This window comes from Niabella beijingensis, from assembly GCF_020034665.1.
In the GTDB taxonomy this organism is placed as follows: Bacteria; Bacteroidota; Bacteroidia; order Chitinophagales; family Chitinophagaceae; genus Niabella; species Niabella beijingensis.
This window is the reverse complement of the sequence record NZ_JAIQDI010000001.1, coordinates 3,126,735-3,141,630: the sequence shown is the minus strand read 5'-3', so window position 1 is coordinate 3,141,630 and position 14,896 is coordinate 3,126,735. Positions and strand designations below refer to the sequence as shown.

Here is a 14,896-nt window from a genome sequence, read left to right as displayed (position 1 = left end):
TATTTTATTAATCATTAAGTCTACTTTTTAAGTAGAATAGAAAAACAGCAAATGCTTCTTCAACATACATCACCCGTAAAAAACCAGCCACAGAACGGCAGGGGCAAGGTGATCCTCGCCGGCGCCGGACCGGGGGATCCGGACCTGATCACGGTAAAGGCAGCAGATGCGTTACGGCGCGCTGACGTGGTACTCACAGACCGTCTTGTAAGCGAAGTACTGCTGCACCGTTATGTAGCACCTGCAACCGAGATCGTATATGTGGGAAAGGAATGCAGCAAGAAAAGATCGGTACCCCAGGCTACCATCAATGAACTGCTGGTACATTATGCATTGCAGGGCAAGCTGGTGGTACGACTGAAAGGCGGGGATGCTTCTATTTTTTCCAACATCCTGGATGAGCTGGAGACCCTTACCCGGCATGGCATTTCTTATGAGATCATTCCCGGTGTAACCGCAGCGCTGGGTGCAGCGGCCTATTCCGGCATGCCGCTTACCGCAAGAGGTTATGCTACCGCAGTGCGTTTTCTTACTTACTATAAGTCCGATGTGGTAGCGGATGCTTACTGGCAGGAACTGGCCGCCACTGAGGACACGCTGGTATTCTATATGTCGTCCGGAACCCTGGATCAGGTGGTTCAGAAATTAACACAGTTCCATATTGCCCCGGAAAAACAACTGGCGGTAGTGGAGCAGGCAACAACCTGTTTTCAGCAGGTACATACCTGTAGCCTGTATGATTACGGAACCACGCTGAAGGGCAAAACACTGGCCTCCCCCAGCCTGGTGGTCGTGGGCAGGGTGGTAGCACTGCACCAGCAGTTCCGCTGGCTCGAGAACAGCAACAGCCACCAGTCTTATTTTAAACCGGTAACGGAAGAAATGATAAATGTTCATCAACAAAATAACTTAAAACATGCTATCTGACGCAAAATTGGGCGCGATCAAAAGTCTCACTCCTTCACTTTCCAGAGATGAATTGCTTTGGGCCAGCGGTTATTTCGCCGGTCTGGCGCAGGGGCTCGCGGGCGGGCAGGAAACAGCAGCTGCAATACCGGCAGCTGTCAAAAAGATATCGCTGGTTTATGGTACAGAAACCGGTAACGCAAAAAAACTGGCCACCCAACTGGCCGGCACCGCCAAAAAGAAAGGCATCACGGTAAAACTGACCGGACTGGACCAATACCGTTTCACCGATCTTCCGAAGGAAGAGTATTTTTTTGTGGTCATCTCCACCCAGGGAGAGGGCGAACCCCCGATGCTGGCCAAAAGATTCTATGATCATATCCACGAGAACCAGCTCAACCTCAGCAAACTCAAATTCGGGGTACTGGCACTTGGAGACAGCTCCTACCCCGAGTTCTGTAAAACAGGCGAAGACGTGGATGCCCGGCTGGAAGCCCTGGGAGCGCACCGGGTATTACCCCTTAAGAAATGCGATGTGGAATATGAAGAGGATGCGCTGCAATGGCTGGATAATGTAGTGGCAGCACTGCAATCCACAGCTCCCGGTCCGTCGGCTGTGCCTGCGGCAGCGGAGTCAAAACCCTCCGGCAAAAAATACTATAACGGTAAGGTCATTACCAACATCAATCTCAACGACAGAGGCTCCAATAAACAGACCTTCCACATCGAGATCACCACGGAGGAATCCATCGACTATCAACCCGGCGACGCACTGGGCATCGTGCCTTCCAACAAACAGGATATGATCAATAAGATCATCGGCATCACCGGCATCGATCCTGAGAAAGAGATCCAGACGGAAAAGATAACGGCAAATGTACGGGACCTGCTGAGCCAGCACCTGAACATCTGTTACCTGCTGAAATCGACCGTAAAAAAATTCGCAGCGCTTACAAAACAGGAGATCCCCGATACCCGTATGAGTCTCTATGACCTGCTGCGCATTTATCCCGTAAAGGATACAGCACAATTTGAGGAAGTGATCCGGATCTTAACCGCCCAGTCGCCCCGTCTGTATTCCATTTCCTCATCGCCCAACGCCCACGGAGAAAATGAGATCCATATAACGGTTTCCAAAAACCAGTTCACGGTAGAGGACGAAGAGCGCTACGGCCTTTGCAGCGAGTTTCTTTCCGACCTGGACGAAGGGCATGAAATTGAATTTTTCATCCAGAAGGCCAAACATTTTAAGCTCCCGGAAGAAGATAAGGATGTGATCATGATCGGCCCGGGAACCGGAGTGGCCCCTTTCCGCTCTTTTCTTGCAGAGCGGGATGCGACCGGCGCCAGCGGCAAGAACTGGCTGTTTTTCGGAGAGCAGCATTTTGTAACTGATTTTCTTTATCAGACGGAGATCCAGAGCCACCTGGAAACCGGTGTGCTCAGCAACCTGGACCTGGCATTTTCCAGAGACACGGATCAAAAGATCTATGTACAGCACCGTGTGAAGGAAAAAGGAGATATATTGCTGGAGTGGCTGAACAACGGGGCTTACCTTTACATCTGCGGGGCCAAGGATCCTATGTGCCGGGATGTGGAAGACACGTTTGTGGAGCTCTTCAGGGCAAAAGGAAAATCAGAAGAAGAAGCCCGGAACTACCTCGTTCAGCTGGAAGAAGAAGGCCGGTATTCAAAGGATGTATATTAATCAACGGCAAATGGATCATGGTTCATAACCGAACCTGAAACTTCAAACATGAAACTTGAAACGACAATATGAGCGAGAAAAATAATTTATCAGGAACCGAGAAAATAAAAATGGCCAGCCAGGGCCTGAGAGGTACGTTGAAAGAAAGTCTTAAGGATGCGCATACCGGCGCCATCCGCGAGGACGATCAGGCATTGGTGAAATTCCATGGCATGTACATGCAGGACGACAGGGACCGCCGTGAGGAGCGCAGCCGGAAGAAACTGGAGCCGCTTTATTCCTTTATGATCCGTTTACGTTTACCGGGCGGCTTCATGACGCCGGAGCAATGGATCGGGCTGCACCATGTGGCAGGAAATTACTCCACCGGTACCATAAAGATCACCACCAGGCAAACCATCCAGTTGCACGGCATTTTAAAATCGCATACCAAGCCCACTATCAGTGCGTTTAACACCATGCACCTGGATTCCATTGCAGCCTGCGGCGATGTGAACCGGAACGTGACCTGCGCTTCTCATCCCAAAGAGTCGCCCCTGCACGAAGAGATCTACCAGTTTGCCCGCGAAATCAGTGCCCATCACCTGCCCAAGACACGTGGCTATTATGAAGTGTGGATGGACGCGGAAAAATTAGTGGAAACCACCGAAGAAGATCCTTTGTACCAGGACCGTTACCTGCCCCGGAAATTCAAGATCGGCATTGCCATACCCCCCAATAATGATGTGGATGTATTCATAAATGACCTGGGGTTGATTGCCATTATAGAAGACGGTGTATTAAAAGGCTACAACTTTGCCGCCGGCGGAGGTCTCGGTTCAACACATGGTAATGCAGCAACCTATGCACGACTGGGAAGCATGCTGGGCTATGTACCCAAAGAGCAGACTTTAAAAGCTATTTATGAAGTAATAACGGTACAGCGCGATTTCGGGAACCGCAGTGACCGCAAACAATCGCGACTGAAATATACCATCGACAAACTGGGTGTGGACACGTACCGGGAGGAAGTGGAAAAGCGCTGCGGGTTTAAATTCGAACCGGCACGGCCTTATACTTTTACCAGCCGCAAGGACGCCTATGGCTGGTCGCAGAATCATGAAGGGAAATGGTATTATACACTCTTCGTGGAAAACGGCCGTGTGGTGGATGAGAATGGTTATCTTTTAAAAAGCGGCCTGTTAAAAGTTGCGGAAACGGGTAAAGCCAATTTCAGGTTCACCTGCAATCAAAACCTGATACTAAGTGATATTCCCGGTGAAGCTAAAGCAACCATCGAACAGATACTGGAAGAGCACCAGATCATCAAAAGCACGGAGACCTCCAGTTCCATGCGGAGGAACTCCATGGCCTGTGTTGCCCTGAATACCTGCGGGCTGGCAATGGCAGAGGCACAGCGCTACCTGCCCACCCTCATCAGCAAAATAGAACCCCTGCTGCAGAAACACCAGTTGCAGGAGGATGATATCATTGTGCGTATGACCGGCTGCCCCAACGGCTGCGGACGTTCTCCCAATGCAGAGATCGGCTTTGTCGGCACTTCCATGGGAAAATACAACCTGCATATCGGCGGTGATCGGCTTGGTGCGCGGTTGAATACAAAATATAAAGACAGCCTGGACGAAACAGGCATTCTGGAAACACTGGACGGCCTGTTTGACGTTTATGTAAAAGAGCGGAATACCGGCGAGACCTTTGGCGATTTTTCACAACGTAAATGGATCACTCCAGACCTGTAAGGTTTTTAACATCATACAGGTTTACTCATCAAAATAAACACAATGAGCGAAAAAGATTTTTTAAGTCTCTTACAACGGCACAATAAAAAGCGTACCGGCAATATTCCGGACAAAGCGCTGAGCCACCAGTTTGTAGATGATATCTTCGGCTTTCTCTTTGTACCCCAAACCGGGGTGAACCAGAAGGAGACCGACCTGGAAAAGGGCTGGTATTCGTTAAAAAGTCATTTAACGACGCTTGTTTACGATGTGGTGAACGATGGTACAAAAGCGCAGGCGCTTTCGGATAAATTCTTTAAAGAACTCCCGGGTATCTATGAAACCCTTCAAAAGGATGCCTCCTTTTTCCTCGCCAATGATCCTGCTGCGCTGAATAAGGAAGAAGTTCTCCATGCGTATCCGGGCTTTTACGCGATAGCTGTATACCGCATCTCCAACCAGCTGTGGAAGCTCGGCATCGGTGTATTACCCCGCATCCTTACGGAATACGCGCACAGCAAAACCGGTATCGACATCCATCCCGGGGCGACCATCGGTTCTTCCTTTTTTATCGACCACGGTACGGGAGTGGTGATCGGCGAAACCGCCGTCATCGGTGAGCAGGTAAAGATCTACCAGGGAGTCACCATCGGGGCGCTCAATTCCGCCAAGGTCAAAAAAGATAAAAAAAGACATCCGACCGTAGAAGACAACGTGATCATCTATTCCGGCGCCACCATATTGGGAGGAGATACCGTTATCGGAAAAGACAGTGTTATCGGCGGCAATGCCTGGATCACATTCAGTGTTCCCCCGGCCTCACTGGTATATCATAAAAGCGAAGTGGTGGAAAAGGAACACTTTTCCCACAAGAATTCTGTAAAGGCGATACTGAAAAAATAAGCACTGGATGAAGGAGCCACAGCCGATCGAAACCAACCAGCTACAGGAACAGTCCAATACCCTTTTTCCGGTTTTTCTAAAACTGGAAGAGCTCAACCTGCTCATCATTGGCGGAGGCCATGTAGCGCTCGAAAAACTCAATGCCGTGCTGGGCAATGCACCGGCCACGCAGATCCTGCTGGTGGGCAAAGCGATCCTGCCCGAAATAAAAGCGCTCGCAGACCGGTACCCTAACCTGCTGCTGGAGGAACGGGCTTATACCGCTGATGACATCCGCAGGTCAAGCCTGATCATTGCAGCGGTAAATGATATCGATACCGCAACAAGGATCAAAGCCGATGCGGCGGCAGCCGAAAAGCTGGTAAATGTGGCCGACAAACCGGAGCTCTGTGATTTTTACCTGGGGTCCATTGTAAAAAAAGGCCATTTGAAAATTGCCATTTCCACGAACGGGAAATCGCCCACGATCGCCAAACGCCTGCGGGAAACCTTTTCCGCAGCCATTCCGGATGAGATGAACGACCTGCTGGACAATATGCAGCAGATCCGGGATCAGCTTTCGGGCAACCTGGATCATAAGGTGAAAGTGCTCAACCATATCACCCGGGACCTTGCCGTAAATGGTGTGGATCCCGATGCACCTTTTAATGTAGACAACCCGCCGGAAAGTGAGGTGGTGGACAGCTCCACGCTGGTAGCCAGCGCTACCCGGCGCAGTACGCCTTACCTCATCGCTATCGGATTGTTTCTGGTACTGGCGCTGGCCGTTTATACCATTTATGCATTTGGCGTCAGTGATACCCTCCTTCATTTTCTGAACAAGGACAACCACCTTTTTTACTGGATGATGTTGGTGGGCTTCCTGGCAGAAATCGTTGCAGGCTCCATGGGCATGGGATACGGGGTGATCTGTACCACCATCCTGCTGATGCTGAATGTGGCACCACCCATTGTAAGCGCCAGCATCCATTCTGCAGAATCGTTCACTACGGCTGCAGGCAGTATCAGTCATTTCAAACTGGGTAATGTAAATAAGAAACTGACAAAGGCCCTGGCCATACCCGCAGTGGCCGGCGCCATCATCGGTGCCCTGGCATTATCCTATCTTGGTGAGAAGGATGCAAAGATCATGAAACCCTTTATTGCCGCATATACTATGTACCTGGGTATCCGGATCCTGATGAATACCTTTAACCGGAAAAAAGGGCAGCAGGCGATGAAAAAAGCACGTCAGAAAAAAACAAATATCACTGCGCTTGGTCTTGCAGGCGGCTTTATCGATTCGTTTGGCGGCGGGGGCTGGGGACCGCTTGTAACCGGCACCTTTATCAAAAACGGGAGAACACCCCGCTATGTTGTAGGCAGCTCTACTGTTGCAAAATTCATACTCACCGTTACCAGTGCCATCACCTTTGTGTTTACACTGGGCATCCAGCACTGGAATATTGTTGCCGGACTGCTGATCGGCGGCATTGTCACTGCTCCCTTTTCTGCAATGCTGACAGCCAAACTGCCTGCCCGGAAAATGTTTGCCGTTGTAGGAGTACTGGTGGTGGTAATGAGCCTTATCACCATCTATAAGGCCCTTTTCCTGTAAGTCCAACCGGAGTTGCACTCCTGATGACAGCGCCGCTGAATAAAGCCGTATTGCAGCCGTTTAGTGCCGCCGGATTCCAGTAAAAAAATAGCCGCCATATTATTTTCATATTACAGATCCCCTATATTTGTAAAATCAAGCCCGGAAACTTCTGATTTTATAAAATAAGATCGGGGCCTCTAAGACCAAACAATATGAAGAAGAATTGCCATCTGCCAACACTGTCGGTTATGCTGTGCCTGCTGTTCAGCGTTCTTGTAGCAACTGCCCAGGATATTTCCCCCGCGCCGCCCGTAGCCTACCCGCCTTCCACCACCCTTCCCGTAAATTTTACCACCATTACTGCCGCCATAAAAAACAATATGCTGACTGTAAAATGGATGCTGATGACGGAAACAAAAGAAGGGCGCTTTAATATTGAAGTATCACATAACGGTGACCAATTCATAAAGGTCGGCAGCCTGGATGCCCATACCGGAGCAAATGCATTGCAGCTGGCTTATTCTTTTAGTACTTCCCTCACCGGTTTTCAGCGGTCGCTGATGGGTGTTCCCCTGGTCCTGCTGCTCGGCCTGACAGGGCTGAAACGCAGGAAGGACGGTATTTTTTCCGCCGTTATGGTGTTATTCCTTTGCGGAGCCCTGTACGGTTGCTCCAAATCGCCGGTGGTGGTACAGGAGTCCGAGATCCAAAGCGTTTTTGTACGCATCGAACAGGTGGAAAAAGATAATACCAACATTTATTCCAAGGTCATCCGGGTGGTTGCGGAATAAATCGTTATACGCCTTCATCTCATAACCTCCCTCCCGCAGGACATCCGGTAATGCCGGGGGTTAATTTTCAAAATTATACTCTACTTTTTTGGTAGACTAATAAATTCCGCTATTTTTGCAGCCTGAAAATACTTGTATGGATCGTTCTCAACCCATTCCTTTTATGCGTTCCGGAATGTGCTGCAATCCTGCGGCAGACGCCCGATGTTGCGATTGACTGCAACCAACCGGATCATTCCCTTTTTTTAACATAATTCTCTACAAAAACAGTAGACTAATAAATCCAATTACATAATGAGCTTTTACAGTAGTACTTCATTCAAACTGATTCTTACAGGTGCCTTTATCATTTCTTCCTTTTCCCTGAAGGCACAATTAGCGGGCCGTGTGATCAATGAACAAAACGAAGGCATACCCAATGCCAGCATCCAGGTAAAAGGCCGGGACATCGGGGCCACCGCTGATAACGCCGGGGTGTTTATATTAAATGATATCCCTAAAATCCCTTTTACCGTTACAGTGTCCTCTGTAAACTATGATACAAAAAATATTGTTGTCCGCAATACCGGCGACTCGTTGATCGTAAAACTCGCCCTGACCTATCATTTGGATACGATCGTTGTTACATCCCGCAGAAGAAATGAACTGCTCCAGGAAGTACCCATTGCTATCTCTGTGGTAGGTGGCACCAAAATTGCGGAAGCAGGCGCCTTCAATGTAAACCGGATCAAGGAAATGATCCCTTCATTACAGCTTTACACCTCCAACCCGCGGAATACGGGTGTTAATATACGGGGCATTGGTTCCCCGTTCGGACTGACCAATGACGGGCTTGATCCCGGTGTGGGTTATTATATTGACGGAGTGTATTATGCCCGGCCTGCAGCGGCAGTACTTGATTTTATTGATGTAGAACGCATCGAGGTGCTGCGCGGACCACAGGGCACCCTGTTTGGAAAAAATACTTCCGCCGGTGCCATTAATATCATTTCCAGGAAACCCAGTTTCCACCCCGGTGGAACCATTGAAACCAGCTTTGGCAACCTGGGATACATCCAGGCAAAAGCATCGATCACCGGTCCGATCACCAGCCGGCTGGCCGGCAGACTTTCCTTCTCCGGCACCCAGCGGAACGGGCTGCTTTATAACGAACGTACCCAGCAGCATGTAAATGATATCAATAACCTGGGAGCACGCGCCCAGCTGCTCTATAATGTATCCGACAATACCTCCATCGCACTAAGCGGGGACATCACTTCCCAAAAGCCGATCGGGTATGCACAGGTGGTAGCCGGTGTTGTAAAAACAGAACGCCCGGCCTACCGGCAGTTTGATGCTATTATCGCCGATCTGAACTACCGGCTTCCCTCCACTGATCCTTTTGACAGGGTCATTGATCACGACACGCCCTGGAAGTCGAATAACGAACTCGGAGGCGCTTCGCTGAACATTGACAGCAAGATCGGGCCGGGCACCCTGACCTCAACCACCGCCTGGCGTTACTGGAAATGGGATCCGTCCAACGACCGCGACTTTACCGGGCTGGAAGCGCTTTCCAAATCACAGAACCCTGCTGAGCATAAGAACTTTTCCCAGGAGCTCCGGTATGCCGGCGATATTAACAACCGGCTGAGCGGCGTGGTCGGCTTGTTTTTCATAGACCAGGATATAAAGATCCACGGAACCGAAGAGTCGGGTAAAGACCAGTGGCGTTTTTCACAAAGTTCCACCAGCGACCTCTGGAAAACCCCGGGATTGCTGGATGGATACGGGATCAGGACCGAATCTTCAATCAAATCATTAAGCGCCGCTGCCTTTGCCAACGTTGACTGGGAATTTATTGATCATTTCCACTTCCTGCCCGGCATCCGCCTGAACTATGATGAGAAAAAAGCCGTTTATGACAGAACCACCTATGGCGGATTGCAGACCGATGACCCTGCACTGATCGCATTAAAGAACTCGGTGTATGCAAGCCAGTTCTATGAATCCAGCGCGGCAGAACGGAATTTTACCTACCAGCTCACACTGGCCTATAAACCGTCCAAACGCCTGAATACATTTGCCACTTACTCCACCAGCTTTAAACCGGTTGGTGTGAATGTTGCCGGAATTCCCACGGTTGACGGCAAACCGGCCACCAACCTGGCGGTGATCCGGCCGGAGTATACCAAACATGTTGAACTGGGCATCAAAGCAAACCCGACCAACGACATTACTTTAAATCTCACACTGCATAATTCAGATATCAAGGATTACCAGACAAATGTGCAGAGTGCGGAACTGGGGGTAAATCGCGGCTATATCGCCAATGCTGATAAGGTAACAGTCAGAGGGGTTGAGTTTGACGGGAGCATCCGCGTCAATCAGCATTTCAATTTCAATGGCGCTCTGGCCTATACCGATGGTAAGTATGATAAATTTACCAATGCCCCGCTTCCCCTGGAAGAAACCGGTCATACCGAGAACGGCGTGCAGGTGGCCTTTAAAGACATATCCGACAGTCCGCTGCCCGGTATCTCAAAATGGGCCGGTTCCCTGGGCGGGGAATACAGCACTCCCGCTGCGCCCTTTGGAAAGGCCGGCCAGTTTTTTGTGGCCCTGGATGGGTTCTACCGTTCTTCCTTCTCTTCCAGTCCCTCGCCTTCCAAATACCTGAACATCGACGGGTATACCCTTCTGAATGGCAGGATCGGCTACCGGGTGCAAAAAGGACTAACCGTCTTTTTATGGGCCCGCAATATTCTTGACAAGAACTACTACGAGCAGCTGCTGGCGGCGGGCGGTAATGCCGGTCATTATGCAGCTGTGCTGGGCGACCAGCGTACTTACGGCATCACGTTAAACTTCACTTTCAACGGAAAGAGCCAGTAATTTAAAAATATAACAAAGACACTCATCCATACAGAGCAATCAAAAATGCCCTGCTGTTTTTACAGCGGGGTTTTTTTTTGAAAGATTCTCCGGGGAAAGTTAAACCTCCCTGCTTTTCATTCGTCTAAGACTTGTATTTTTGACAATTACCGCTTTTGATACAATTGACAATGAAAAAACTAATGTTTGTTTGCTGGGCTTTAGGGCTTTACAGTGCTGCTTGTGCCCAGTCGAAAACATTATATATTGACCCGGGTAAAACAGTGGGCGCGCCCGCTTCCAGGATCTTTGACGATGTAACCTTCATTCCGCTGGAGACCACAAAAAAAAGTGTTTTTGGGGCTATAAAACAGCTGGTGGTAACCGATTCGCTGTTCATCGTTCTGGATGGAGACACCAATGCCCTTTACTTTTTCAGTAAAAAAGGGAAATTTTTACTCAAATACAGGATCCGGCGCTACCGCATCCGCGACATCCAGCTGGACCGGTCCAAGAATGCCTTACTTATTTTCAGCCTCAACAAAAATTATAACATCCCTTCAAACAGGGTGCAGGAATACCTGGAACCGGATTCACAGAAAGACATTTCAAAATTTGCAAAAGCCACGCGGTTCTACCTGGACAATGTTGCAGCCACCAGAACCGAAGACCTTAAAAATTTCCGGTACGCCTTTACCAATCCGGTACGCTTCGACAGGGACAAATTTGCCGCCAGCTTTATCAAGGCACAAAAGAACAGCAGGGACACCCTGGATTACCAGCTGAAGATCCTCAGTAATGCCGAAGTGCTTCAAAGTTATTTTCCCTATAACAAAAAAACAGAATCGGTTTATTATTTTGCCGGTGGCTCTCAATGCAGCATCATGCCCACCCAGAACGACTCCGTATTATTTGTGACCCGGCCATTCCAGTATGAGATCTACACGTTAACCCCATCTGCCGTTACCGAAAGTTATAAACTGATATTGCCCATGGACAATGCCATTCCTGCTTCGTTTTTTGATGTTGGTTTTTCCAGCCGGGGCGAAATGGATACGTATAAAATGGAACACCCCTCCTATGCAGGCAAAATAGAGAATGTGGTCGGCTTCAACAACCTGATGTTCTTCGATCTGAACCTCTTTAAAGGTTACAACCGTTATATCTTCGACAATAAATCGAACCTGATTTATGATTACAATAAGATCACTCCCGACAGCAGCAGCTGTTTTTTACCCGTTTCCGGTGTCATAAAAAGTTTTGACGAAGCGCATATTTATCTTTCGCTTTCTGCAAAAAGCATGTTTGGGGCAAAAAAATCGTCTGAATACAGAAATCCGCAATACGACGATGTGCTGACCCGCTTTTTCGCCACGCGGAAAGAAACAGACAATCCCGTATTGATACAGTTAAAACCCAAAGACGGCTTAGTGACAAAATGAATAAACGGTTCCTCATCATACTGCTGTTGCTTCCTGTATTTTCAATGGCCCAGACAAAGGGAAGCATCAAAGGGCTTGTAGCGGACTCGGTGCATGATTACGGACTGCAATCCGCAACCGTTACTGTATACAAAAAATCGGATTCAACCCTGCTCAATTACCAGGTGACCAATAACCAGGGTGAGTTCAATATCGGGGAGCTGCCTTATCAGACGCCCATGCTGGTATCGGTCACCTTTTCGGGCTACAATGACTTCTCTAAAGAGATCTATATCGATTCACTGAAAAAAGATTTCGACTTCAAAAAAATAAATCTTTCAAGAGATACCACCAGCCAGATGGAAGAAGTGGTGGTGAAATCTGTGGTGCCGGTCCGTATGAACGGGGATACGCTGGAGATCAATCCCGATGCGTTTAAACTGGACTCTTCCGCCGTAGTGGAGGATATGCTGCTGCGGGTGCCGGGTGTTACTATGTGGAGTGACGGTACCATAACGGTCAACGGTAAAAAGATCAGCAATGTGTTCGTGGACGGAAAGCCTTTTTTTGGAGGTAATCCGGAAATGGCCACACAGAACCTGCCCAAAACAGCCATCGACAAAATACAGGTGTACCAGGAGAAAGATTACAGTAAAGAGGAGATCACCAACACGGAGATGGACTCCACATTTACCATGAACATCAAGCTAAAACCCGAAAAGCGAAAAGGTCTTTTCGGTAAGATAAGCGGCGGGCTGGGTACGGATCACCGTTATGAAGGGGATCTGTCGCTCCAGGTATACAATAAAAAAACAAAGCTGGGCATTGCCGGTAACCTCAACAATACCAATAAAACGATACAGAGTGTTCAGGAAGCCCTGCAGAACAATACCTTCCGGTCCTTCAACCGCCGCAATTTCGGTTCGCCCAATGCCAATGCCAACGGCTTGAACACCGTCCATTATTTTGGAGCATACCTCAATCATAACTTTGATGAGAGTACGAATTCCCGTTTCAACAATTCCATCACCGGAGAATACAATCTGAGGGATACGCGAAACAACCAGCTTACCACCGGTACCACCATTCAAAATTTATCCGACTATACCTTAACCACCTACAGCGACCGCGTCAATACAGGAAGCACGCTGAACCAGGGGGTGAATACCGGTTATCAGAACCGGAAAAGGGCGACCTCGCTTTCCCTGAATGCCGCTTACAACTGGACCAATGCCAATAATGCTTCTTCCGGCAACACCTCCACTTACCGGAATGATTCGTTGCTGGCCAGCCGCCGCACCAATTCCACCGTTGGCTCGTCCCGTTCCAATAATTTCAACTTCAATGGTTATTTCAATAACAACGACTACGACGAAGGGATCAATAAAAAGAGCTTTTCGACCAACTATTCCGTCACCTATAACAACAGCAACAGCGACAGCCGGCAGATCAGTGATTTTGAATCGTTCACCGACAGTATTTATACCGATAAGCGCGACCGCAAATACCATAACGAAAATTCAAACTTCACCACCAATATCGGTCTGAATTATAACGGCCTGCGGTCCCTGCTGTTTGGCAGTTACAATTTCTGGAACATCAATATCGGCCTGCGCAATAATTTCCGGTACAACAAATCGGACCTGAATGCGAATGTACTGGAGCTGGACACGCTTACCAATACGTACAAGATCAACAATGCGCTCACCAATATCAACTCGGTAACAAATATCGAGAACCGCCCGGGCATCAGTTTCTTTAAAACGTTTACAAAAGTCCTTTCAGACCGGCACTACCGGAGCATTTCCGTGCGGACCGATCTTTTGAACCAGTTCCTCTTCCAGAAAAACACCTCCACCCTGGCCTACCGGAATGTGGAGCGGTCCTTCCATTTCTTTACGCCGTCCTCCTCGATCTATTACAACTATAATAAATTCAACAAATACAATCTGAATGTCGGCCTTACGCACAACGCATCCGCTTCAGCCCCTACCATTGACCAGCTCTACCCGATTGTGGACAGCATCAACCAGTATAATATCGTAGTGGGTAACCCCAATCTGAAATCGCCGCTGGGCAATGCCTTCAATTTTAACTTCAATATCAACAGCCAGCGGTTCAACGAAAAGAACACGTATGCGGCTACCGTTACCCTGGGATACAATACGTTTAAAAGCGGCATTTCAGACAGCAGTATTTATGGCAACAACGGTTCCCGCGTAGCCTACCTCATCAATATCGATGGCAAACGTTCTTTAAACGGCGGACTCAATACCAGCGCCTCCTTCCGCCTTAACCCAAAGAACATGCTGCAATTCAGGTACAACGGAAATCTTAGCAATTCCCGTTCCCCGCAGTATATCAAAACACCACAGGATGCCGCTTCGCTGCTCATTGCGCCTAAAAGCACCAATCTCAATCATTCTGTAAATGTCTTTTACAGTCTTACTGAAATATTCAATATCTCCGTCGGACAATCGCTTGCCACAACACTGAGTGAACAGCAGGCAGGATCCAGCAGCGAAACACGGAAAACAAAGACCTATGGAACCAAGGCGAACTTCAACCTGATGGTACCTAAAGACTTTACTTTTGGAAGTAATGTCAATTACCTTAACAACATCTCCGCTCAAAACCAGTCGGTAAAAGCCACTATATGGAATGCCTATGCCACCTGGCGCTTTATGCGGATGAAGCAGGCAGAAGTCAAATTTTATGTATTCGATATCCTGCGGCAAAATAAGAATATCGACAACTTTGCAAGGGACAATAATACTATTGGTACCACTATCACAAATGGTATCCAGCAGTTTTATATGGTCAGCCTTGCCTACTTCCCCCGCAAGTTTGGCGGAAAGTCCGGCAATCGCAGCGGGTCCCGCCGGTCAGAAGCCGGAGAACAACGGCAGCAGCGGCAACAGCAGCAATCCAGGCAGCAGAATAATATGCAGCGAAGGTCCGGAAGGTTTTAAAAAAATGCCTTAGGCAACACTGCCTTTCTTACGCGGGCATCCTGC

The 14,896-nt window shown here is 48.7% G+C and carries 9 protein-coding genes; all 9 read left to right on the top strand.

Features of this window, described 5'->3' with window-relative positions:
* Positions 1–51: 51 nt before the first annotated feature.
* The 9 genes from cobA (at position 52) to K7B07_RS13120 (ending at position 14,851) form a co-directional block, all read left to right on the top strand.
* On the top strand, positions 52–927 hold the full coding sequence (gene cobA, locus K7B07_RS13160) for a uroporphyrinogen-III C-methyltransferase (RefSeq protein ID WP_223710313.1): 876 nt from the start codon (positions 52–54) through the stop codon (positions 925–927).
* Positions 917–2,614 (top strand): diflavin oxidoreductase, encoded by a 1,698-nt coding sequence (locus K7B07_RS13155; protein ID WP_223710311.1) that lies wholly within the window; start codon positions 917–919, stop codon positions 2,612–2,614. The genes cobA and K7B07_RS13155 overlap by 11 nt, the downstream gene beginning before the upstream one ends.
* A 68-nt stretch (positions 2,615–2,682) precedes the next feature.
* A complete protein-coding gene (gene cysI, locus K7B07_RS13150; RefSeq protein ID WP_223710309.1) occupies positions 2,683–4,353 on the top strand; it encodes an assimilatory sulfite reductase (NADPH) hemoprotein subunit in 1,671 nt (556 codons plus the stop codon).
* A 42-nt stretch (positions 4,354–4,395) separates the two neighbouring features.
* The gene (epsC, locus tag K7B07_RS13145) at positions 4,396–5,235 is read left to right on the top strand and encodes a serine O-acetyltransferase EpsC (protein ID WP_223710307.1); all 840 of its coding nucleotides are present in this window, start codon (positions 4,396–4,398) and stop codon (positions 5,233–5,235) included.
* A 7-nt stretch (positions 5,236–5,242) separates the two neighbouring features.
* The gene (locus K7B07_RS13140; protein WP_223710305.1) at positions 5,243–6,832 is read left to right on the top strand and encodes a TSUP family transporter; all 1,590 of its coding nucleotides are present in this window, start codon (positions 5,243–5,245) and stop codon (positions 6,830–6,832) included.
* Between the two features lie 194 nt (positions 6,833–7,026).
* On the top strand, positions 7,027–7,605 hold the full coding sequence (locus tag K7B07_RS13135; RefSeq protein WP_223710303.1) for a hypothetical protein: 579 nt from the start codon (positions 7,027–7,029) through the stop codon (positions 7,603–7,605).
* Between the two features lie 294 nt (positions 7,606–7,899).
* Complete coding sequence (locus K7B07_RS13130) at positions 7,900–10,479, top strand: TonB-dependent receptor (RefSeq protein WP_223710301.1); 2,580 nt, start codon at positions 7,900–7,902, stop codon at positions 10,477–10,479.
* 170 nt (positions 10,480–10,649) lie between these two features.
* Complete coding sequence (locus K7B07_RS13125) at positions 10,650–11,900, top strand: 6-bladed beta-propeller (RefSeq protein ID WP_223710299.1); 1,251 nt, start codon at positions 10,650–10,652, stop codon at positions 11,898–11,900.
* The gene (locus K7B07_RS13120; protein WP_223710297.1) at positions 11,897–14,851 is read left to right on the top strand and encodes an outer membrane beta-barrel protein; all 2,955 of its coding nucleotides are present in this window, start codon (positions 11,897–11,899) and stop codon (positions 14,849–14,851) included. Before K7B07_RS13125 ends, K7B07_RS13120 begins: the two co-directional genes overlap by 4 nt.
* The last annotated feature ends 45 nt before the right edge of the window (positions 14,852–14,896 follow it).

What these genes read in the sequence shown, in the direction of transcription:
- cobA (WP_223710313.1), top strand. Translation starts at nt 52, where the DNA reads ATGCTTCTTCAACATACATCACCCGTAAAAAACCAGCCACAGAACGGC.
- K7B07_RS13155 (WP_223710311.1), top strand. Translation starts at nt 917, where the DNA reads ATGCTATCTGACGCAAAATTGGGCGCGATCAAAAGTCTCACTCCTTCA.
- cysI (WP_223710309.1), top strand. Translation starts at nt 2,683, where the DNA reads ATGAGCGAGAAAAATAATTTATCAGGAACCGAGAAAATAAAAATGGCC.
- epsC (WP_223710307.1), top strand. Translation starts at nt 4,396, where the DNA reads ATGAGCGAAAAAGATTTTTTAAGTCTCTTACAACGGCACAATAAAAAG.
- K7B07_RS13140 (WP_223710305.1), top strand. Translation starts at nt 5,243, where the DNA reads ATGAAGGAGCCACAGCCGATCGAAACCAACCAGCTACAGGAACAGTCC.
- K7B07_RS13135 (WP_223710303.1), top strand. Translation starts at nt 7,027, where the DNA reads ATGAAGAAGAATTGCCATCTGCCAACACTGTCGGTTATGCTGTGCCTG.
- K7B07_RS13130 (WP_223710301.1), top strand. Translation starts at nt 7,900, where the DNA reads ATGAGCTTTTACAGTAGTACTTCATTCAAACTGATTCTTACAGGTGCC.
- K7B07_RS13125 (WP_223710299.1), top strand. Translation starts at nt 10,650, where the DNA reads ATGAAAAAACTAATGTTTGTTTGCTGGGCTTTAGGGCTTTACAGTGCT.
- K7B07_RS13120 (WP_223710297.1), top strand. Translation starts at nt 11,897, where the DNA reads ATGAATAAACGGTTCCTCATCATACTGCTGTTGCTTCCTGTATTTTCA.